This is a genomic window from Cupriavidus sp. CuC1 (genome assembly GCF_044627735.1).
In the GTDB taxonomy this organism is placed as follows: domain Bacteria; phylum Pseudomonadota; class Gammaproteobacteria; order Burkholderiales; family Burkholderiaceae; genus Cupriavidus; species Cupriavidus ulmosensis.
Map to the genome: position 1 here is coordinate 12,052 of NZ_JBIUHC010000040.1, position 20,026 is coordinate 32,077.

The 20,026-nt window shown below is 67.2% G+C and carries 18 protein-coding genes; 13 read left to right on the forward strand and 5 right to left on the reverse strand.

Translation table 11 applies throughout. The annotated features are described in order from the left end of the window. Positions 1-11 precede the first annotated feature (11 nt). From glyS to ACGLHR_RS18630, 6 genes are all read left to right on the forward strand, one after another. Positions 12-2,144, forward strand: a complete 2,133-nt coding sequence (gene glyS / locus ACGLHR_RS18605; RefSeq protein WP_400095772.1) for a glycine--tRNA ligase subunit beta — start codon at positions 12-14, stop codon at positions 2,142-2,144. Between the two features lie 28 nt (positions 2,145-2,172). Beyond that, positions 2,173-2,751, forward strand: a complete 579-nt coding sequence (gene gmhB / locus ACGLHR_RS18610) for a D-glycero-beta-D-manno-heptose 1,7-bisphosphate 7-phosphatase (protein ID WP_043343769.1) — start codon at positions 2,173-2,175, stop codon at positions 2,749-2,751. A 17-nt stretch (positions 2,752-2,768) separates the two neighbouring features. After that, positions 2,769-3,521, forward strand: a complete 753-nt coding sequence (locus tag ACGLHR_RS18615) for a lysophospholipid acyltransferase family protein (protein WP_400095774.1) — start codon at positions 2,769-2,771, stop codon at positions 3,519-3,521. Next, on the forward strand, positions 3,518-4,405 hold the full coding sequence (locus ACGLHR_RS18620; protein ID WP_400095776.1) for a M48 family metallopeptidase: 888 nt from the start codon (positions 3,518-3,520) through the stop codon (positions 4,403-4,405). The genes ACGLHR_RS18615 and ACGLHR_RS18620 overlap by 4 nt, the downstream gene beginning before the upstream one ends. A 116-nt stretch (positions 4,406-4,521) precedes the next feature. Continuing rightward, a complete protein-coding gene (gene gloA, locus ACGLHR_RS18625) occupies positions 4,522-4,929 on the forward strand; it encodes a lactoylglutathione lyase (protein ID WP_267605537.1) in 408 nt (135 codons plus the stop codon). A gap of 55 nt (positions 4,930-4,984) precedes the next feature. Continuing rightward, positions 4,985-5,839 carry a DMT family transporter gene (locus tag ACGLHR_RS18630; RefSeq protein WP_400095825.1) on the forward strand — a complete coding sequence of 285 codons (855 nt, stop codon included), beginning with the start codon at positions 4,985-4,987 and terminating at the stop codon, positions 5,837-5,839. Between the two features lie 755 nt (positions 5,840-6,594). Here the strand turns inward: ACGLHR_RS18630 and trpS are convergent. The 5 genes from trpS to ACGLHR_RS18655 all read right to left on the reverse strand — a co-directional run bounded on the left by trpS (position 6,595) and on the right by ACGLHR_RS18655 (position 13,594). Next, on the reverse strand, positions 6,595-7,617 hold the full coding sequence (trpS, locus tag ACGLHR_RS18635) for a tryptophan--tRNA ligase (protein WP_400095778.1): 1,023 nt from the start codon (positions 7,615-7,617) through the stop codon (positions 6,595-6,597). 161 nt (positions 7,618-7,778) lie between these two features. Then, positions 7,779-8,600 carry a 16S rRNA (adenine(1518)-N(6)/adenine(1519)-N(6))-dimethyltransferase RsmA gene (rsmA, locus tag ACGLHR_RS18640; RefSeq protein WP_400095780.1) on the reverse strand — a complete coding sequence of 274 codons (822 nt, stop codon included), beginning with the start codon at positions 8,598-8,600 and terminating at the stop codon, positions 7,779-7,781. 20 nt (positions 8,601-8,620) lie between these two features. After that, a complete protein-coding gene (pdxA, locus tag ACGLHR_RS18645) occupies positions 8,621-9,670 on the reverse strand; it encodes a 4-hydroxythreonine-4-phosphate dehydrogenase PdxA (RefSeq protein ID WP_400095782.1) in 1,050 nt (349 codons plus the stop codon). Between the two features lie 18 nt (positions 9,671-9,688). Beyond that, positions 9,689-11,179: a peptidylprolyl isomerase gene (locus ACGLHR_RS18650; protein WP_267605535.1), complete on the reverse strand. Its 1,491-nt coding sequence runs from the start codon at positions 11,177-11,179 to the stop codon at positions 9,689-9,691. A gap of 9 nt (positions 11,180-11,188) precedes the next feature. Next, positions 11,189-13,594 (reverse strand): LPS-assembly protein LptD, encoded by a 2,406-nt coding sequence (locus ACGLHR_RS18655; protein WP_400095783.1) that lies wholly within the window; start codon positions 13,592-13,594, stop codon positions 11,189-11,191. Between the two features lie 156 nt (positions 13,595-13,750). Here ACGLHR_RS18655 and ACGLHR_RS18660 point away from each other — a divergent pair, with 156 nt between their 5' ends. The 7 genes from ACGLHR_RS18660 (at position 13,751) to ACGLHR_RS18690 (ending at position 19,872) form a co-directional block, all read left to right on the forward strand. Beyond that, the gene (locus tag ACGLHR_RS18660) at positions 13,751-14,785 is read left to right on the forward strand and encodes an aminoglycoside phosphotransferase family protein (RefSeq protein ID WP_400095785.1); all 1,035 of its coding nucleotides are present in this window, start codon (positions 13,751-13,753) and stop codon (positions 14,783-14,785) included. Positions 14,786-14,816: 31 nt separating this feature from the next. After that, positions 14,817-15,569 (forward strand): AzlC family ABC transporter permease, encoded by a 753-nt coding sequence (locus ACGLHR_RS18665; protein ID WP_400095786.1) that lies wholly within the window; start codon positions 14,817-14,819, stop codon positions 15,567-15,569. Continuing rightward, positions 15,566-15,904, forward strand: coding sequence for an AzlD domain-containing protein (locus ACGLHR_RS18670; RefSeq protein ID WP_318237878.1), 339 nt, complete (start codon positions 15,566-15,568; stop codon positions 15,902-15,904). Before ACGLHR_RS18665 ends, ACGLHR_RS18670 begins: the two co-directional genes overlap by 4 nt. A gap of 17 nt (positions 15,905-15,921) precedes the next feature. Beyond that, positions 15,922-16,662, forward strand: a complete 741-nt coding sequence (murU, locus tag ACGLHR_RS18675; RefSeq protein WP_400095788.1) for an N-acetylmuramate alpha-1-phosphate uridylyltransferase MurU — start codon at positions 15,922-15,924, stop codon at positions 16,660-16,662. Positions 16,663-16,743: 81 nt separating this feature from the next. Beyond that, positions 16,744-18,126: an aminopeptidase P N-terminal domain-containing protein gene (locus ACGLHR_RS18680; RefSeq protein WP_400095790.1), complete on the forward strand. Its 1,383-nt coding sequence runs from the start codon at positions 16,744-16,746 to the stop codon at positions 18,124-18,126. Further along, positions 18,123-18,650: a hypothetical protein gene (locus tag ACGLHR_RS18685; protein ID WP_400095791.1), complete on the forward strand. Its 528-nt coding sequence runs from the start codon at positions 18,123-18,125 to the stop codon at positions 18,648-18,650. Before ACGLHR_RS18680 ends, ACGLHR_RS18685 begins: the two co-directional genes overlap by 4 nt. Next, positions 18,631-19,872, forward strand: a complete 1,242-nt coding sequence (locus tag ACGLHR_RS18690; protein WP_400095793.1) for a UbiH/UbiF/VisC/COQ6 family ubiquinone biosynthesis hydroxylase — start codon at positions 18,631-18,633, stop codon at positions 19,870-19,872. Before ACGLHR_RS18685 ends, ACGLHR_RS18690 begins: the two co-directional genes overlap by 20 nt. The last annotated feature ends 154 nt before the right edge of the window (positions 19,873-20,026 follow it).

The window sequence follows — 20,026 nt, forward strand, 5'->3', positions numbered from 1 at the left end:
GGAAACGATTCATGTCGCAACTCCTGACCGATTCGAACGATACGCTGCTGATCGAACTGTTCACTGAAGAGCTGCCGCCCAAGGCGCTGGCACGCCTGGGCGACGCCTTCGCGCAGGGCCTCTTCGCTGGCCTCTCCGAGCGTGGCCTGGTAGGTGACGGCGCGGCAGTGACCGCGTTCGCCACGCCGCGCCGGCTGGCCGCGCTGGTCACCAAGGTGCGCCGCAGCGCGCCCGACCGCGAGCAGCGCGAAAAAGTGCTGCCCCTGACGGTGGCGCTGGACGCCAGCGGCCAGCCCACCGCCCCGCTGGCCAAGAAGCTGGCCGCACTGGCTAAATCGGTGGGCGTCGAGGCGATCGACTGGCAAACCCTGGAGCGCGCCTCCGACGGCAAGGCCGATGCCTTCTTCTACTGCTACACCGCGCGCGGCGCCGAACTGGGCGCCGGGCTGCAGGCAGCACTGGACGACACCATCGCCAGGCTGCCCATCCCCAAGGTGATGAGCTACCAGCGCCCGGACGGCAGCACGGTGCAATTCGTGCGCCCCGCGCACGGTTTGATTGCACTGCTTGGCACCGAGGTGGTGCCGGTCAGCGTGCTGGGGCTGCAGGCGGGCCGGACCACGCGCGGCCACCGCTTCCTGTCGAGCGGCGAGATCGAGATCGCACACCCAGGCGAATACGCCGCCGTGCTGGAATCGCAAGGCCGCGTGCTGGCCAGCTACGCAGATCGCCGCGAACGCATCCGTACCGCGCTGCTGGAGCAGGCGGGCGCCGACCAGGTCGTGATGCCCGATGCCCTGCTCGACGAAGTCAACTCGCTGGTGGAATGGCCGGTGGTCTATCCGTGCCACTTCGAGGAAGTCTTCCTCGAAGTGCCGCAGGAATGCCTGATCCTGACCATGCAGACCAACCAGAAATACTTCGCGCTGACCGATGCCGCCGGCCACCTGCGCAACCGCTTCCTGGTGGTCTCCAACCTGGCCACCGATACGCCGGAGTCCATCATCAGCGGCAACGAGCGCGTGGTGCGCCCGCGCCTGGCCGATGCCAAGTTCTTCTTCGACCAGGATCGCAAGAAGACCCTCGCCTCGCGCGTGCCGCAACTGGCCAACGTGGTCTATCACAACAAGATCGGCACGCAGCTGGACCGCGTGCAGCGCCTGCAGCAGATCGCCGGCCACATCGCCGACGCGCTCGGCGCGGCCGGCATCGCCGTGGAAAAGGCGGCTGCCATGCGTGGCGCCGAGCTCGCCAAGGCCGACCTGCTGACCGACATGGTGGGCGAGTTCCCGGAACTGCAAGGCACCATGGGCACGTACTACGCGCGTCACGACGATGAGGCGGAAAGCGTGGCACTGGCGTGCTCCGAGCACTACCGCCCGCGCTTTGCCGGCGACGCCCTGCCGGATGGCCCGGTGAGCCTGGCCGTGGCGCTGGCCGACAAACTGGAAACGCTGGTCGGCATCTGGGGCATCGGCCTGTCGCCTACCGGCGAGAAGGACCCGTTTGCGCTGCGCCGCCACGCGCTCGGCATCCTGCGCATGCTGGTCGAGACCCCGCTGCCACTGTCGATCGACGCGCTCTTGGAACTCACCCAGCAGGCCTTCACCGGCATTGCCGCGGTCAAGCCCGCGCAAGCCGCGATTGCCGATTTCCTGTACGACCGCCTGCGCGGCTACCTGAAGGACAAGGGCTACACCACCCATGAAGTGGAAGCCGTGGTGAGCCTGCGCCCGCAGCGCCTGGACGACATCCTGGCCCGCCTGGAAGCCGTGCGCACCTTTGCCGCCCTGCCCCAGGCCGAGGCGCTGGCCGCCGCCAACAAGCGCATCACCAACATCCTGCGCAAGAACACGGACCCGATCGGCACGGTGCAGCCGGCCCTGCTGCAGGAAGCCGCTGAAAGCGCGCTGCACAAGGCGGTGGAAAGTGTGCGTCCGCAAGTGGATGCCGCCTTCGCCAACGGCGACTTCGCCACCGCGCTGCGCGACCTGGCACAGCTGCGCGAGGCGGTCGACCAGTTCTTCAACGATGTCATGGTGATGGCCGAAGATCCGCAGCTGCGCGCCAACCGGCTCGCGTTGCTGGCCTCGCTGCACGTGCTGGCCAATCGCGTGGCCGACATCTCCAAGCTGGCCGCGTAAGCGGCCAAGCACCCACCGGGAAGCCATCATGCCGCAGACACCGCCCAAGCTTGTCGTGCTCGATCGCGACGGGGTCGTCAACCTCGACAGCGACCAGTTCATCAAGACGCCGGATGAATGGATCCCCATCGATGGCAGCCTGGAAGCGATCGCCGCGCTCAACCAGGCCGGCTATCGCGTGGTGATCGTCAGCAACCAGTCCGGCATCGGCCGCGGCCTGTTCGAGATGAGCGCGCTCAACGCCATGCACGAGAAGATGCACAAGGCGCTGGCCAATCTCGGCGGGCGCGTTGACGCGGTCTTCTTCTGCCCGCATACGGCGGCGGACGGCTGCGATTGCCGCAAGCCCAAGCCCGGCATGCTCGAGCAACTGGCGGAGCGCTTCGGCGTCGAGCTCAAGGGCGTGCCGCTGGTAGGCGACTCCCTGCGCGACCTCGAAGCGGGGCTGGCGGTGGGCTGCGCCCCGCACCTGGTGCTGACCGGCAAAGGCCCCAAGACCGAGAAAAAGGGCGGCCTGCCGCCCGGCACGCTGATCCACGACGACCTGCGCGCCTTTGCACGCTGGCTGCTCACCGGCGATGGCGCCCCGCGCCAGGCCGGCTCCTGAACCCAACTCCCGCACCGATGATTTTTCTCCGCTCCTTGCTGTTCGCGTTGTTCCTCCTGGTACTGACGCCGCCCTATGCCTGTGCGTGCTTCATCGTCTTTCCGTTCATGAACGCCGAGCGCCGCTACCGCTTCGTGCGTGGCTGGCCGCGGCTGGTGACCGGCGCGGCCGCGCTGATCTGCGGCATCCGCTACCGCTATGAAGGCAGCGAGCATTTCGATGCCATGCTCGACAAGCCGGTGGTGGTGCTGTCCAAGCACCAGTCGGCGTGGGAAACCGTGGCCTACCTGGCCACCATGCCCAAACCGATGTGCTTCGTGTTCAAGCGCGAACTGTTGATGGTGCCCTTCTTCGGCTGGGCGCTGGGCATGCTCAAGATGGTGCACATCAACCGCAAGGAAGGCACCCGCGCCTTCGCCTCGGCCGTGCGCCAGGGCCGCGAGCGGCTGGCCGAAGGCGCCTGGATCATCATGTTCCCGGAAGGCACGCGCACGCGCTCCGGCCTGGAGAAAACGCGCTACAAGAGCGGCGGCGCCCGCCTTGCGGTAGAGACCGGCGCATGGGTGATCCCGATGGCCGTCAACTCCGGCCGCCTGTGGCCGCGCAACTCGTTTCTCAAGTATCCGGGCCTGATCACGGTCTCCGTCGGCGCGCCGATTTCGTCGGCGAACAAGACGGCGGATCAGGTCAACCAGGAGGTTGAGGCGTGGATCGAACAAGATATGCGTAGAATCGACGCCGAGAGCTACCGGAGCAAAACGCCCGCATGAAATTGCTGCGCCCGTCCCCCGACTCCCCCGGTTCCCAGATGGAGCTGCCGCTGTCCGACGCCCTTGCGGGCGAGGACAGGGCGCCCGGCATGGTGCCAGGCGGATTGGCGCCGGTGGTGCAGCCCATCTCTCCGACTGCGCAGCCCTGGCCCCAGCCGCAGCCCAATGCACGGCGGCTGCTGGTAGGCGAGCGCGCCGTGCATTACACGCTCAAGCGCTCGTCGCGCCGTACCATCGGTTTCACCGTGGACGACCGCGGCCTGTCCATCACGGCGCCGCGCTGGGTCACGCTGGCCGACATCGAGTCGGCCATTCTGGAAAAGCAGCGCTGGATCTTCAACAAGCTGGGCGAATGGCAGCACCGCGAAGCCCGCCGCGTGCTGCCCACCGTGCAATGGCGCGAAGGCGCCAGCCTGCCCTTCCTGGGCAAGCCCATCACGCTGCAGCTGGAGTCTCCCGCCGGCGTGCTGCTGTTCGATGCCGACACGCGCATCCTGCATCTCGCGCTGCCCGCGCACGCGGACGAGCAGCAGATCAAGGACCGCGTGCAAGGCTGGCTGCAGCACCAGGCACGGCGCCTGCTGGCGCAGCGGCTCGATATCTACGCGGAAAAGCTCGGCGTGCGGCATAGCGCGTTCGCGCTGACCTCCGCCGCCACGCGCTGGGGCAGTTGCACCGCCGACGGCAAGATCCGCCTGAACTGGCGATTGATGCATTTTCCGCTGTCGATGATCGACTACGTGGCCGCCCATGAGCTGGCGCATCTCAAGGAGATGAACCACAGCCCGAGGTTCTGGGATACGGTGGCGTCGATCTTTCCGGAGTTCCGGGATGCCCGCGCGCAATTGCGGGCCCACCCGCCCGAGTTGCTGCCCACGTTCTAGGCTGGGCCCTTGATTTAAAACGGGAAAATGGCACGCCTGTGCCAAGGCAAACCCATTGCTTCCATCCCGTTTAAAATATCCGGCCTATCCCAAAACAAAATCAGGCCTCTCCCAAAATGCGACTCCTTCACACCATGCTCCGCGTCGGCGACCTGCAACGCTCGATCGACTTCTACACCCGCATCCTCGGCATGCAACTGCTGCGCGAGAGCGACAACACCGAATACAAATACCGCCTCGCCTTCGTCGGCTACGGCCCGGAATCCGAAACCGCCGTGCTCGAGCTGACCTATAACTACGGCGTGGAAAAGTACGAGATGGGCACCGCCTACGGCCATATCGCGCTGGAAACCGATAACGCGGCAGCCACCTGCGAGCGTATCCGCGCCGCCGGCGGCAACGTCGTGCGCGAAGCCGGCCCGGTCAAGGGCGGCACCACCGTGATCGCCTTCGTTGAAGACCCGGACGGCTACAAGATCGAGCTGATCGAGCGCAATTCCACGCGCGACGCCGGCCGTCCTTGAGGTGAGCGCACTGTCGCCAAGCCGGCGCCCGCTCGACGGCACGGCCGTCACGCTGATGGTGGTGCTATGCCTGGCCTGGGGACTGCAGCAAGTGGTCATCAAGGCGACCGCGCCGCTGATGGGCGCGGTGCTGCAGGCCGGCGTGCGCTCTGCCGTGGCGGCGCTGCTGGTGTTCGGCTTTGCCGCCTGGCGCCGCACGCCGCTGTGGCAACACGACGGCACGCTGGGCGCCGGGCTGCTGGCTGGCTTGCTGTTCGGCGCCGAGTTCTTCTGCATCTTCGTCGGGCTCGGCCACACCACCGCTTCACGCATGGCGGTGTTCCTCTACACCGCTCCCATCTTTACCGCCCTCGGCCTGCATCTGAGCGTCGCCGGCGAACGTCTGCGGCGCGGGCAATGGCTGGGCGTCGGGCTGGCCTTCTGCGGGATGGCGCTGGCCTTTGCCGATGGCATCACCGCGCCGGCCGCGCATGGCGGCAGCACATTGCTGGGCGATGCGCTGGGGATCCTTGCCGGCTTCCTGTGGGCCGCCACCACGATGGTGGTGCGCGCCAGCCGGCTGGCTTCGGCAGCGCCCAGCAAGACGCTGCTCTATCAACTTGCGGTGTCGGCGGTGATGCTGCTGGCCATGGCGCTTGCAGCCGGCCAGCATGTGCATGCGCGCGTCGATGGCATGGTGGTAGCCAGCCTGTTCTACCAGTCGGTGCTGATTGCGTTCGCCAGCTATCTGACGTGGTTCTGGCTGCTGCGTCAGTACCTGGCGTCACGCTTGTCGGTGTTTTCGTTTTTGACGCCGCTGTTCGGGGTGGCGTTTGGCGTGGTGCTGATGCATGACGCTGTTGGCATGCGGTTTGCGATTGCTGCGGTGCTGGTGTTGGGGGGGATTGTGTTGGTGAATCGGCGGGAGTGAAGGGAGGTAGAGGTGGGGTGTGGTTGCAACTGCAACTGCAAAATCAGCTTCAATTTCAACCGCTTAACTTCAAAAGCAACTGCAGTTTCACCTCCCCTTCGGGGAGGCGACCTACTTTTTTGTCTTGCCAAAAAAGTAGGCAAAAAAGGCGCGCCGGATGGGGCGACACCCCCTCGGGATTTCACGAAAAGAGCGGCCGGGACCCAAACTCGCATCGCCTTAAGGCGATACTCAAACATGGGTCCCTCTTTTCCGCTCTTTTCGTCGAATCCCGAGGCGCCCCATACGGCCTTGGCACACCTTGACGGCTCGCTGCGCATCGCGCGTGGGTGTTTCCCGCCTGACTGGCGGGAAACACGGCCGAACCAGTGGGAGAGCGATGTCCTCAAATCACCATTCGGTGTAGCCGTGATTTCCGCCCCCAGGCGGCAATCACCCGCCCGCGATGCGAAGCGAGCCGTGTAGGTTTTCATCTCCCGTTATGGGGCGCCTCGTCGGCAGGCCAAAAGAGCGGAAAAGAGGAGGCCATGTTTGAGTATCGCCTTAAGGCGATGCGAGTTTGGCCTCCGGCCGCTCTTTTGGCCTGACGACGAGGAGTCTTTCGCCCCATCCGGGTCGCCTTCTTTGCCTACTTTCTTGGCGAGACAAGAAAGTAGGTTGCCTCCCCGCAGGGGAGGTGAAACTGCCTTTGACTTTGACGTTAAGCAGTGGCAGTTGCGGTTAAGCAGTTGCAACCCCTCGCCCCCCAAAAAAACTCAGAACCGGAACGTTCCCAGCGCCTCACGCACTTCATCCAGCGTAGCCTGAGTCACCACGCGAGCCCGCTCCGTCCCCTGCTTCAAGATATCGAACACCGACGCCGGATCCTTCGCCAGCTCCTCGCGCCGCTCGCGAATCGGCGCCAGCAGCGCCTGCAGCACCCCATCCAGCCTGCGCTTGAGCACCATATCGCCCAAGCCGCCACGCCGATAGTGTTCCTTCAACTCGGCCACTTCATCGACAGCCTCGTCGAACGCGTCGAGGTAGGTGAACACCACATTGCCTTCGACCTGGCCCGGATCGGACACCTTGAGGTGGTTGGCGTCGGTGTACATGCGCATGACCGCTTCCTTGACCTGCTCGGGCGAGGCCGCCAGCGAGATCGCGTTGCCTTGCGACTTGCTCATCTTGGCCTTGCCGTCGACGCCGGGCAGCCGGCCAAAGCGCGGGATCAGCGCGGCGGCTTCCGGCAGTACTTCGCGGCCAACCTGGTGGTTGATGCGGCGCGCAATCTCGTTGGTCTGCTCGATCAGGGGCGCCTGGTCCTCGCCGACCGGCACCACGGTGGCCTTGAAGCCGGTGATGTCGGCAGCTTGCGATGCCGGGTAGCACAGGAAGCCCGCCGGGATATCGCGGCCGAAGCCGCGCGCCTGGATCTCATCCTTGATGGTCGGGTTGCGTTCGAGCCGGGCCACCGTGACGAAGTTCAGGTACATCAGGGTCAGTTCGGCCAGCGCGGGCAGGTGCGACTGCACCGTGATGGTGGTCTTGGCCGGGTCGATGCCGACCGCGAGGTAGTCCAGCGCCACCTCCAGCACGTTGCGCCGCACCTTGTCCGGATCGTGCGCGTTGTCGGTCATGGCCTGGGTGTCGGCCAGCAACAGGTATTGCTTGTGGGTGTCCTGCAGCGCCACGCGGCTCTTGAGCGAGCCAACGTAATGGCCAAGGTGAAGCTGGCCGGTGGGGCGGTCGCCGGTGAGGATGACCTTGCGCTGGGGCGCCTGCGTTTCGCTAGTCATGGCATTTCCTTCGGTAAGAGAAGCGCCGCGGGGCCGGTCAGCGCAGGCAGTTTGCTGCCAACCGGGCTGCGGCGGCTGGAGTCGGGATCAGGGGATGACGACGTGCCGCTGCGTTCAGCAGCGCCACCAATGGCAATGGGAACGGGAGCCGGCCGCGCGCATCATGTGGCCGGGGTTTCAAGCTGGCGCGCCAGGCCGACGTACTCGGCCACGGGGACTTCCTCGGCACGGCGCGCCAGGTCGAAGCCAAGCGCTTCAAAATCGACCTGGTCGCGCAGCATCGACAGCGTATTGCGCAGGACCTTGCGCCGCTGCGAGAACGCCGCGGCCACCACGTCGCCCAGCACCGTCAGGTCGCACGCGGGATACGGCGAGCGCAACTGGCCATCGGGCTGCCGCGGCCAGGGGATCATGCGCACCACGGCGGAGTCGACCTTGGGCGGCGGGTTGAACGAGGCCGGCGGCACGTCGAGCACATGCTCCATGTGATAGCGCACCTGCAGCATGATCGACAGCCGCCCGAAGGCCTTGCTGCCGGGCTCGGCCACCATGCGCTCGACCACTTCCTTTTGCAGCATGAAGTGCTGGTCGCGCACCTGGTCGGCAAACTCGGCCAGGTGGAACAGCAGCGGGCTGGAGATGTTGTAGGGCAGGTTGCCGACGATGCGCAGCGGCTTGCCGGCTTCGCACAGCTTGCCGAAATCGAAGGCCAGCGCGTCGCCGGCGTGGATCACCAGCCGCTCGCCGTAGCGGCGGCGCAGGCGCTCCACCAGGTCGCGGTCAAGCTCGACCACCTGCATCTGCGGCAGGCGCTCCAGCAGCGGCTGGGTCAGCGCGCCGAGGCCGGGGCCGATCTCGACCAGGGTGTCGCCGTGCTGCGGGTCGATAGCACTGACGATGCCGTGGATGATGCCGTCATCGACCAGGAAGTTCTGCCCGAATCGTTTGCGGGCCACATGGCCCTGGTGTACGTTGGAACGCATAGTTTGGTCTCGCTCGGGCGTCAGCGTGTTGCCGTCAGCGGCGCGACGCGCGGCCGGCCGTTGGCGTGGCCGGCCATGGCGATGGCGTTGCGGATCGCCTCGATCATGCTGCCGTGCTCGGCCTGGCCACTTGCGGCCAGGTCGAGCGCGGTGCCATGGTCGACCGAGGTGCGGATAAAGGGCAGCCCCAGCGTGATGTTCACGCCGTGGCCAAAGGTGCCGTACTTGAGCGGGGCCAGGCCCTGGTCGTGGTACATCGCCAGCACGCAGTCCGCCCCATCGAGATGGCGGGGCTGGAACAGCGTGTCGGCCGGATACGGGCCGCGGGCATCGATGCCCGCGTCCACGGCATGGGCCAGCGCGGGAATGATCACATCGATCTCCTCATGGCCCATGTGGCCGCTTTCGCCGGCATGCGGGTTCAGGCCGGTCACCAGGATGCGCGGCCGGGCGATGCCGAAATGCCGGCGCAGGTCGTGGTCGACGATGGCCAGCGTTTCTTCCAGCATGGACACGGTCAGCGCATCGGGCACCGCGCGCAATGGCAGGTGGGTGGTGGCCAGCGCCACGCGCAGCATGGCGTTGGCATGCGCGGGCTGCGGGCCGGCCAGCATCATCACCACGCGCGGCACGCGGGCGCGCTCGGCCAGGTATTCGGTGTGCCCGGTGAAGGGCACGCCGGCATCGTTGATGGTGCTCTTCTGCACGGGCGCTGTCACCATGCCGGCAAAGCGCCGCGTGCCGTTGGTGCCCGCCATGCAGCCATCGATGGCGGCATCGAGCAAGGCGAGCACATAGGCACCGTTGCGCGCATCCAGCCGGCCAGCATCGCAAGGCACGGCCAGAGGGATATCGTCGCACACCACGCTGCCATCCGCCAGCCGGTGCGCCCAGGCTTGCGCGACACCCAGCGCGGCGGCGCGTGCCGCCAGCAGGCCCGCGTCGCCCAGCACGTGGAAACGCACCTGCGGATGCTCGCCGGCGAGTTGCAGCAAGGCACCAACGGTGATGTCGGGGCCAATGCCGGCGGGCTCCCCGGTGGTGACGGCTAGCGCGAGCGTCTCGGACATGGTGGCGATGGGTTCTGGTTAGCGCTGGCGGTTGACGCGGTATTCCACGTAGGCGGCCTGGCGCAACTGGCGCTGCCAGTCTTCATACGCCGCGCGCACCTTCTGCTCGCGGAGTTCCGCGCGGGCAAAGTCGCGCTGCTTCTCCGGCGTGACCTCGGTCTCGCGGCGGTTGAGCACCTGGATCAGGTGCACGCCGAACTGCGTGACGATGGGCTCGGACACCTCGCCCGGGCGCAGGCGGCTCATGGCCTGCTCGAACTCCGGCACCAGTTCGCCCGGCGATACCCAGCCGAGATCGCCGCCGTTCTGCGCCGAGCCATCCTGGGAGAAGCGCTTGGCCGCGTCGGCGAAATCGCCGCCGTGGGTGATGCGATCGCGCAGCGTGGAAAGCTGGCGGCGCGCCTCGGCTTCCGGCATGTTGGGGCCGGTGCGGATCAGGATATGGCGCACCTGGGTCTGCGTGATGTGATTGCTGGCCTCAGGGTTCGACGATGCCGGCGGCGCGGTGCGCTTGGCCACCAGCTTGAGCACGTGGAAACCGTTGGCGCTCTCGATGACCTGGGGCGCCACGCCACCGGGCTGCAGGTCAAGCACGGCATTGGCAAACAGCGCCGGCAGCCGGCCGATTTCGCGGAAGCCGAGCGAGCCGCCCTGGGCGGCCTCGGGGCCGTCGGAGCCCTGCGCCAGCTGGGCGAAATCCGCGCCGCCCTGGGCCTGCTTGAGCAGGCCTTCGGCCTTGGCGCGCAAAGTGGCCTTCTGTGCTTCGGAGGCATCCTCCGGCACGCGCACCAGGATCTGGGCCACGTTGTATTCAGTGGGGCCGCTGGCGGCGGCGCCCTGGCCGCCACGGGCGGCGAGATAGTTGTCGATCTCGCCGTCATAGACCTGGATCTTGGAGTCGACTTCGCGCTCGCGCAGGCGGATCACCTGGACCTGCTTGCGCAGCTCGTCGCGGTACTTGGTCCAGGTCATGCCGCTGCGCTCGACCTGGCTGCGCAGGTCGGTCGCATTGATGTGGTTTTGCTGCGCGACCGACTCGACGGCGCGGTCCACTTCCTGGTCCGTCACCTTGATGCCGGCATCCTGCGCGGCCTGCGTCTGCACGCGCTCCATCACCAGCCGCTCGAGCACTTCGCCCAACAGGTCGGCGCGCGCCGGCACCGGCCGGTTGGCCTGGCGCAGCTGCGATTCGATCTCGTCGGCGCGATCCAGCAGCTCACGCCGTGTGATCACGCTGTTGTTGACGATCGCCACCACCTCGTCCACCAGTTGCGAGCGCTGGGCACTCGTGCCCGGCTGCGTCACCCCCAGGCGCGGCTGGCTGGGGGAAGCGGCAGCGCTGTCGCCGGCCTGGGGCATGAAGATGCCGGTGGCCTTCTGCCCGGGCGCCTTGAGCTGCGCCGAAGCGGGCAGCGCGAAGGCGGCCAGCAGTGCGGTCAGCAGCAAGCTTTGCCAGCCGGTCAGGCGGGAAGACATCGAGGAGAGCGCGTTGAATTCTTGACGTTTCATCATGGTCCGTCATTCATAGTGGTCGAACTGGGATGGGATAACAGGCTTGGCGAGGACGGGCTCATAACCCGGCACGTTCAGCCGCAGCACATCCAGCGGATTGGAACCGATCTTGGACAACCCGCGGAACTCCACCTGGAAGAAGATGCGCCCGGTGTAGCCCTGCGAGGTATTGCGGAAGCGCTGGTAAACCACACGGCCAACCCAGCAATCCGCTGCGTATTCGAAGCCGGCCAGCGCGTCAACCAACTGGCTCGCGCTCAGGTCGAACGCGACCCGGCCGATGCCATAGGTGCGCTGGGACAGCGGCCACTGGCTCGAAACCTCGAACTGGTCGATGGCGGTATTGTCCGTCACCGAAGTCGGGCGCCGGTAGCGATAGCCGATATTCAGCGTCTTTCGCTGCTCCGGCCGCCAAGAGAAGGCAATGTTCGAGTAGATCACTCGTGCGCTGTCCGGGTTGTACTGTATCCCGGCATCCAGGTAGTAACCCTTGAACATCTGGATGGTCGTCGCCGCCAGCAGGTCGGAATAGCCCGACTTGGCCGGGTCGGTACCGTTGAGCTGCACCCGTTGGCCAGTGAGGTCGAAGCGCTGCGCAATCGTGCCACGGAAGCGCTCGATACCGCTGGCCGCTTCGATCAGGCGAGTGGTCACGCCGGCCGTCACTTTATTGTTGTCGGCGATACGGTCGTAGCCGGTGAACGGGTTCTCGCTGAATATCTGCCCGTAGCCGAAGTCCGACTGTACCGTATCGAACAGCGGGAACTGGCTCTGGTCGCGGAACGGCGTGTAGACATAGAACAGGCGCGGCTCCAGAGTCTGCACGTAATTCACGCCAAAAAGCCGGCTTATGGTCGGCGCGTCGCGCTCGAACGTCATGCCCGAATCCACGCTCATGGTCGGCAGGGCCCGGTTCAGCGTATTGGCCGCGCCCGCGGTGTTGGTGGAAGACTCCATCTGGTACTGCGTGGCATTGAACGTCACCTTGGGCGTGACGAACCAGCCTGGCCGGATGATCGGATAGCTGATCGAGGGCTGGATGAAGACCCGTTCGCCCTGCGGCTGCTGTGTGCCGGTCGTGCCTAATGGAATGCGGAAGCGCGTGTAGTCGGCCTCCACCTGCACATCGAAGCCGCCCAGGTCGTAGCGCGTGTACTTGCCATTGAGCTGTGGCACGCGTTCATACGAGGGCTGGCTCGGTGCCAGCGTCTGGAACTTCTGAACCCGCGCCAGCAGGGCAAAATCCTGCCAGTTGTACGTGATGCCGCCTTCCTGCGTGTACTGGCGCAGCGTGGCCTGCGTCACCGAACGCGTCAGGTCGTCCGGATACTGGGTGTCCGACACCTTGTTCAGGTTGACGTACGCATTCAGGCCCGGGGCAATGTTCTGGGCATGCTGGATCGAGTATGCCCAGCGATTGGTCTTGGTCTTCTGGTCGTCCGGCAGGAATTCGCCGCGGATGCGCCCGGAATAGCCGTTGCCGATATAGCGGTAGTCGGTGCCTAGCTGCACCCCGCGCGAGCTCAGCACGCGCGGGAAGATCGTCAGGTCGCGGTTGGGCGCGATATTGAAGTAGTACGGAACCGTGAGGTCCATGCCCGAGCGCGAGCTGTAGCCGAACAGCGGCGGCAGCACGCCGCTGCGGCGCTCGTTGTTGAGCGGGAAGCTGAACACCGGTGCCGCCATGATCGGCACATCGAAAAAGCGCAGCACGCCGCCATAGGCGGTGCCCACCTGGCGGTCGCTGTCGATATCGAGCTCGCGCGCGCTGAAATACCAGTCCGCGTTGTCCGGCGAACAGGTCGTATAGGTGGCGCGCTTGATCGTGCTCAGGTTCTTGTCGATGAAATCGATGCGCTCGGCCTTGCCCGAGCCGCCGGTCTGCTGGAAATAGTAGTCCGGCGACAGCATGTAGCCTTCGTTGGCCTCGACCCGCAGCCGGGCTTCCGGCCCGACCGAGAGCGAGCCGTCGCGGGCGATGCGGGCATTGCCGTGGACAAAAGCCTCGTCGCTGTCCTGGTCGTAGGTGAGCTTGTCGCCCTTGACCACGCCGCCAGCGCGGCGCAGCTCGGCGTTGCCCTCGAGTTCCACGCCGCGCTGGTTATAGCCGGTCATGCGGTCGCCCGAGACAAAGGTGGGCGGATTGTCGTCGGGTTCGGCCGGCGTGGTCCTGGCCGTGCCCGGCTCGGCCAAGCGCGGCACCAGCTCGCCGGCTACCGGCGGGGCCTCGGGCATCGCCTCGACGGTCGGCTCGGCCACCGGCAGGTCGGGAATGGCGGAGCTCACGGCCTGCGCGTGCGCACCCACCGACCAGCCGGCCATGGCCAGCACGAGCGGGCGCAACGCGCTGCCGGGGAGTCGTGCCGGTGTCTTGCTAGCCTTCTGGTTCGGTGATCGTCGTTGTTCGGTCATGCGAGCGGGTCATGAGTCAGAGCGGCGGCGGCGGCCCAGCAACCGCCAGCCACCGCCGAAGCAGGCTGTCGGGCTGGGGGAGGCCCGCCTGGGAGCCGCCCCGGGGCCCGGGTCTGGTCGGGTATTATACGGGGCATCCTATTCTCCCTTTCCGGCATGGCAGCACATCCTCTCGACCCGCGTCTTGACCAGCTCAAAGTCTGGGTGTCCGGACTCGGTCCGGCCTGGTCCGTTAACCCCGAGTCCTGCGCCCCGGCATCGGCCGACGCCAGCTTCCGGCGGTACTTCCGGGCCAGCACCAGCCACCCCGACCATCCGAGCGTGATCGTGATGGATGCGCCGCCCGCGCAGGAGGACTGCCGCCCGTTCATCCATGTGGCGGAACTGTTCGGCGCCGCCGGCGTGAACGTGCCCAAGGTACTGGCGCAGGATCTCGAACAAGGCTTCCTGCTGCTCAGCGACCTGGGCAACACCACGTATCTGTCCCGGCTGGACGCTGCCAGCGCGCGCGGCCTCTATGGCGATGCCTGCGCCGCGCTCGTGAAGATCCAGCTCGCGACCCGCCCCGGCACCTTGCCCGCCTACGACCGCGCGCTGCTGCAGCGTGAAGTCGACCTGTTCCCGCAGTGGTACGTGACCCGGCACCTGGGTGTGACACTCACGCCCGACCAGGAATCCGGACTGGCCGAAGTGATGCAGACGCTGCTGGCCAACAACCTGGCCCAGCCGCAGGTGTACGTGCATCGCGACTATCACTCGCGCAACCTGATGGTGCTTGAGGGCGAGGCCAATCCCGGCATCCTCGATTTCCAGGACGCGGTGATCGGCCCCATCACCTATGACGCGGTGTCGCTCTGGCGCGATGCCTATATTGAATGGGACGAGCAGGAGCAACTCGACTGGCTGATCCGCTACTGGGAACGCGCGCGCAAGGCCGGGCTGCCGGTGGCGCCCGATTTTGGCGACTTCTACCGGGATTTCGAGTGGATGGGCCTGCAGCGCCACCTCAAGGTGCTCGGCATCTTTGCCCGCCTTTACCATCGCGACGGCAAGGATGGCTACCTGGCCAACCTGCCGCTGGTGCTCAAGTACGCTCGCCAGGTGGCGGGCCGCTACATCGAGCTGCGCAGGCTGGTACGTCTGTTCGACGCCCTCGATGGCGTCGAACGCCCGGTCAGCTACACCTTCTGATGCCAGCGCAAGCCATGCCGGGTGCACAGCCATGATCTCCGGCGGCCACCCCCCGGGCAAGCTCACCCGCGGCGGCGAGTGGTGGGCCGGCGTGCGCGCGCTGGCGCCCATGCTGCTGGGCGTGGCTCCGTTCGGCCTGATCTATGGCGTGCTGGCGGTCAACGCCGGCATGCCCGCGTGGCTGGCCTGCGCCATGAGCGCGATCGTGTTCGGTGGCGCCTCGCAGATGATCCTGACGCAGCTGTGGGCGGCGGGCACGCCGGCGGTGCTGATTGCCGTGACGGTCGCCATGGTCAACCTGCGCCATGCGCTGTACTCGGCCACCATGGCCCCGGCGCTGGCGCACCTGCCGGGCCGCTGGAAGGCGCTGATCGCCTACCTGCTGACCGACGAGGCCTTCGCCGCCATGACGCGGCGCCTTGGCGACGACAACGAGCACAAGCGCTACCGCCACTGGTTCTTCTTTGGCGCCGGCTTCGCGCTGTGGGCCAGCTGGCAGGTCTCGACGCTGGCGGGCGTGCTGGTGGGCGCCCAGATCCCGCGCGACTGGCCGCTCGACTTCTTCCTGCCGCTCACCTTCATCGCCATCATCGTGCCCGGCATCAAGCACCGCTCGCACGCCGCGGCGGCGCTGGTGGCCACGGCGCTGGCGGTGGCCTGCTACGGCATGCCGCACAAGCTCGGCCTGATGGCCGCGGCGCTGGGCGGGATTGCCGTGGGCATGCTGCTGCTGGGCAAGGACCGCGGGCAGCGCAAGCCGGCCGCGACGGAGCCTGCCGCATGAGCCAGCTGACCCTGCTGCTGGTATTCATCGGCGCCGGCCTCGCCACCTTCCTGATCCGCCTGTCCTTCATTGCCGTGGAAGGCCGGGTGCGGCTGCCGTCGTGGTTCCGCACCGCGCTGCAGTTCGTGCCGGCCGCCATGCTCTCGGCGTTGATCGCCCCCGACCTGCTGATGCGCGATGGCCAGCTCGACATCGGCCCTGGCAACGCGCGCCTGATTGCCGGCCTGGTGGCCATCGTCATCGCCGCCAGGACGCGCAGCATCGGCTGGACCATCGCCGGCGGCATGGGCACCCTGATCGCAATGACATACCTGCTGAACCACGCGCTGAAATAAGCGCCGGAGACCCTGCATTGAAAGCCATGATTTTTGCAGCCGGGCGCGGCGAGCGCATGCGCCCGCTGACCGATGCCTGCCCCAAGCCGCTGCTGCAGGTGGGCGGAAAACCGCTGATCGTCTGGAAGATCGAGGCGCTGGCGCGTGCCGGCTTCAAGGACATCGTGATCAACCACGCCTGGCTTGGCGAGCAAATCGAACAGGCGCTCGGTGATGGCAACCGCTTCGGCGTGTGCCTGGCGTACTCGGCCGAGCCCAGCGCGCTGGAAACCGCCGGCGGCATTGCCCAGGCGCTGCCGCTGTTGTCTGCCGCGCCCGAGCGCGGAGAGATATTCCTGGCGGTATCCGGCGACATCTTCACCGACTACGACTTCCGCGCCCTGCTGCCCCGGGCGCGCGCCATGGCCGGTGCGCCCGAGCCGCGCATGCACCTGGTGATGGTGCCCAATCCGCCATTCCATCCGCGCGGCGATTTTGCACTCGGGGCAGATGGCCTGCTGCTGCCCGCGCCCACGGCAACGGCACCGAGCCTGACCTTCGGCAATATCGGCCTGTACGACACCCGGCTGTTTACTGCTATCGAGCCCGGCCAGAAAGTTGCCATGACGCCCTACTACCGCGCCGCGGTGGCAGCCGGGCTAGCCAGCGGCGAGCGCTTCGACGGCGCCTGGGAGAACATCGGCACGCCGGCCCAGCTGGCGGCACTCGATGCCGCAGTGCTAGCCCGGGCCGGCACCGCGTGCGCACCCCTGCCCTGAGCGGATCCAGCACGTCCAGGCCCGCACCGGCAATCCGGCGGCGTTAGAATCGCCTTATTCCCCATCCACGTGGCCCAACACATGTCCGCACCCGACTCCGCCCTCCTTCTCGCCTGTCGCGACCGGCGCGCCCGCGTGCTGCTGCAATTGCGCGCCGCCGGCGGCGGCGTGGCCATCCTGCCCACCGCGCCGGAAGCCATGCGCAACCGCGATAGCGACTATCCCTATCGCCACGACAGCTATTTCTACTACCTGACTGGCTTCACCGAGCCGGAGGCTGTGCTGGTCCTGGTGGCGCAGGCGTCCGGCGCCGAGCGCAGCATCCTGTTCTGCCGCCCCAAGCACGAAGAACGCGAGATCTGGGATGGCTTCCGCTATGGCCCGGAAGGCGCGCAGGCAGCCTTCGGCTTCGATGAAGCGCATTCGGTCGAGGAGATCGACGCCCTGCTGCCGTCGCTGCTGGCCAACCACGCCGTGGTGGCCTACCCGCTGGCCGCCAACACCCGCACCGACATGCAGGTGCGGCGCTGGCTGGAAACGGTGCGCATGCAAGGCCGTGCCGGCGTGACCGCGCCATCGACGGCGATCGACATCCGCACCATCCTCGACGAGATGCGCTTGTTCAAGGACGCCGGCGAGATTGTCACCATGCGCCGCGCCGCCGAGATCTCGGCCCAGGCCCATGTGCGCGCCATGCGCGCGTCGCGCGAGGGGCTGCGCGAGTACCACCTGGAAGCCGAGCTGCTCTACGAATTCCGCCGCCACGGCGCGCAGAGCGTCGCCTATAACTCGATCGTCGCCACCGGCCCCAATGCCTGCGTGCTGCATTACCGCGCCGGCCCCGCCGAGCTGCGCAACGGCGACCTGTGCCTGATCGACGCCGGCTGCGAGCTCGACGGCTATGCGTCCGACATCACCCGCACTTTCCCCGTCTCCAGCCGCTTCTCGCCGGCCCAGCGCGAGTTGTATGACCTGGTGGTGGCCGCACAGGAAGCCGCCATCGCCGAGACCCACCCCGGCGTGCCCTACAACGTGCCGCACGACGCGGCGACCCGCGTGCTGGCGCAGGGCATGCTCGATACCGGCCTGCTCGACGCGAACCGCTGCGGCAGCCTGGACGACGTGCTCGCCAGCGGCAGCTACCGCCAGTTCTACATGCACCGCACCGGCCACTGGCTAGGCATGGACGTGCATGACGTGGGCGAATACCGCGTGCCCGGTGCCGCGCCGGCCGAGGGCGAGCGCGCCTGGCGCCCGCTCGAGCCCGGCATGGTGCTGACGGTGGAGCCCGGCATCTACGTGCGCCCGGCACCGGACGTGCCGGAGCGCTTCTGGCATATCGGCATCCGCATCGAGGACGATGCGGTTGTCACCGATGGCGGCTGCGAACTGATGACGCGAGGCGTCCCGGTCAAGGCCGACGAAATCGAGGCGCTGATGCGCGACGCGGGAGGTGCACGATGATCAGCTGGCTACGCAAGATACTTCCGGCGGGCAATCGCGCACAGGCCAGCCGCGCGCGCTCCGTCGATCCCGGGCAACCGTTCGTGGTCAACCTCTACGACGACCGCCTCGTCGTGCATCGCCCCGATGGCCAGCGCGAAGAACTCGAATGGGATGTGATCGAGCGCGTGGTGGTGCGGGTCTCGAACCGCGAGCCGTGGGCCGGCAAAGCATGGCTGATCCTGGTGGGAGACCCCAAGTCCAACGGCACGCCCCGGGGCTGCGTGGTGCCGCTCGATGCGGCCAATCACGCGGCGCTGTTGGAACGCCTGCAGGCATTTCCCGGCTTCAACCAGCAGAAACTGGACAACGCCCTGAGCGACGCGGCGGCGGGCAAGCACCGCACCGACGCCAATTGCTGGAAGCGCGGCGCGCAGCCGGCGGAATCGGACGCCATGGACGCCATGGACACCATGGGCAATGCGAGCAACGACAGCAACCCGTTCGCCCAGCCAGGCAGCGCGCATGAGCCCGGCAAGCACTGAAGTCTCTGCGGACACGGATATCGCCATCGTCGGCGCGGGGCCGGTAGGCCTCGCGCTGGCCTGCCTGTTGCTGCGCAGGAGCCCGTGGCGCCTGACCTTGATCGACGCCGCCACGCCTGCGCGCGCGTCCCGCGATCCGCGCGCCATCGCGCTGTCCTACGGCAGCCGCCAGCTGCTCGAGCAGATCGGCGCGTGGCCCCGCGCCGTCACGCCGATCGAGCATATCCATGTCTCGCAACGCGGGCGGTTCGGCCACGTCAGGCTACACAGCGACGACTACGACGTGGCCGCGCTGGGCTATGTGGTGCGCTACGGCGAGCTGTGCGAGGCACTTGAGCGCGCGCTGGCCCAGGCCATCCAGGCCAGCCCCGCCGCCGCTGGCGAGCGCCTGGCACGGGTCTATGAGACACGCATCGATCACCTGGAGCAATCCGGTCCCGATACGGCCGGCCTGGTGCACCTCTCCGGCCATGGGCATGACCGGCAGCCCGCCGCCCTTGGCGCGCGCCTGGCGGTGCAGGCCGAAGGCGGCCTGTTCCACCAGCAGTCCACCCGCGCGCAGCGTGGCGTGCAGGCGCAGAAATACCGGCGCGACTACGGGCAGACCGCGATCGTGGCCCACGTGGCCTGCTCGCGCCCGCAGCCTGGCTGGGCCTGGGAGCGCTTTACCGAGGAAGGGCCGCTGGCGCTGCTGCCGCATGAAGAGCACGGCACGCCCGGCTACGCCCTGGTCTGGTGCTGCCCGCCAGAACAGGCGGCGCGCCGGCTCGCGCTGCCCGAAGGCGAGTTCCTCGCTGAACTGGAACAAGCATTCGGCCCGCGCATGGGCCGCTTCACCGGCATTGGCAAGCGCCATGCCTTCCCGCTCGGGCTGAACGCGGCGCCCGTCACCGTGCAGGGCCGCGTGGTGGCGGTCGGCAATGCGGCGCAGACGCTACATCCGGTAGCCGGCCAGGGCCTCAACCTCGGCCTGCGCGATGCCTTTGCCCTGGCGCTCGCGCTGCGCGCCGACTGCAGCCTGCAAGCCTTGCAGGCGTTTGCGGCGCAACAAAAGCTGGATCGGGCCGTCACCATCGGCGTGACCGACCTGCTCCCCCGCGTGTTTGGCGTTTCCTACCCGCTCGCTGCCCACGCGCGTGGGGCTTCCTTGGCGGCGCTCGCTTGCCTGGGACCGCTCAAGGACACGCTGGCGCGCCAGATGATGTACGGCATGCGCCGCTAAAGGCGGCGCCGACAACATTGTTTGCAATGCGGCCCGGCGCAATATTTGCTCAAATCTTGAGCAACCGGGGCCGTTTGGCGGTAAAATCCTGCCCTCACACATGCCCACTGAATGACGCCGAGCGCTGTTTCGGCAGGGCATGCCATTTTCATTT

Excerpts from the sequence above, each read along its gene's own strand:
- ACGLHR_RS18660 (WP_400095785.1), top strand. The coding sequence starts at position 13,751 with ATGGCAGCACATCCTCTCGACCCGCGTCTTGACCAGCTCAAAGTCTGG.
- trpS (WP_400095778.1), bottom strand. The coding sequence starts at position 7,617 with ATGACTAGCGAAACGCAGGCGCCCCAGCGCAAGGTCATCCTCACCGGC.
- ACGLHR_RS18650 (WP_267605535.1), bottom strand. The coding sequence starts at position 11,179 with ATGAAACGTCAAGAATTCAACGCGCTCTCCTCGATGTCTTCCCGCCTG.
- glyS (WP_400095772.1), top strand. The coding sequence starts at position 12 with ATGTCGCAACTCCTGACCGATTCGAACGATACGCTGCTGATCGAACTG.
- pdxA (WP_400095782.1), bottom strand. The coding sequence starts at position 9,670 with ATGTCCGAGACGCTCGCGCTAGCCGTCACCACCGGGGAGCCCGCCGGC.
- ACGLHR_RS18665 (WP_400095786.1), top strand. The coding sequence starts at position 14,817 with ATGATCTCCGGCGGCCACCCCCCGGGCAAGCTCACCCGCGGCGGCGAG.
- gmhB (WP_043343769.1), top strand. The coding sequence starts at position 2,173 with ATGCCGCAGACACCGCCCAAGCTTGTCGTGCTCGATCGCGACGGGGTC.
- ACGLHR_RS18685 (WP_400095791.1), top strand. The coding sequence starts at position 18,123 with ATGATCAGCTGGCTACGCAAGATACTTCCGGCGGGCAATCGCGCACAG.
- ACGLHR_RS18680 (WP_400095790.1), top strand. The coding sequence starts at position 16,744 with ATGTCCGCACCCGACTCCGCCCTCCTTCTCGCCTGTCGCGACCGGCGC.
- ACGLHR_RS18670 (WP_318237878.1), top strand. The coding sequence starts at position 15,566 with ATGAGCCAGCTGACCCTGCTGCTGGTATTCATCGGCGCCGGCCTCGCC.
- gloA (WP_267605537.1), top strand. The coding sequence starts at position 4,522 with ATGCGACTCCTTCACACCATGCTCCGCGTCGGCGACCTGCAACGCTCG.
- ACGLHR_RS18615 (WP_400095774.1), top strand. The coding sequence starts at position 2,769 with ATGATTTTTCTCCGCTCCTTGCTGTTCGCGTTGTTCCTCCTGGTACTG.
- ACGLHR_RS18620 (WP_400095776.1), top strand. The coding sequence starts at position 3,518 with ATGAAATTGCTGCGCCCGTCCCCCGACTCCCCCGGTTCCCAGATGGAG.
- ACGLHR_RS18690 (WP_400095793.1), top strand. The coding sequence starts at position 18,631 with ATGAGCCCGGCAAGCACTGAAGTCTCTGCGGACACGGATATCGCCATC.
- rsmA (WP_400095780.1), bottom strand. The coding sequence starts at position 8,600 with ATGCGTTCCAACGTACACCAGGGCCATGTGGCCCGCAAACGATTCGGG.
- ACGLHR_RS18655 (WP_400095783.1), bottom strand. The coding sequence starts at position 13,594 with ATGACCGAACAACGACGATCACCGAACCAGAAGGCTAGCAAGACACCG.
- ACGLHR_RS18630 (WP_400095825.1), top strand. The coding sequence starts at position 4,985 with ATGGTGGTGCTATGCCTGGCCTGGGGACTGCAGCAAGTGGTCATCAAG.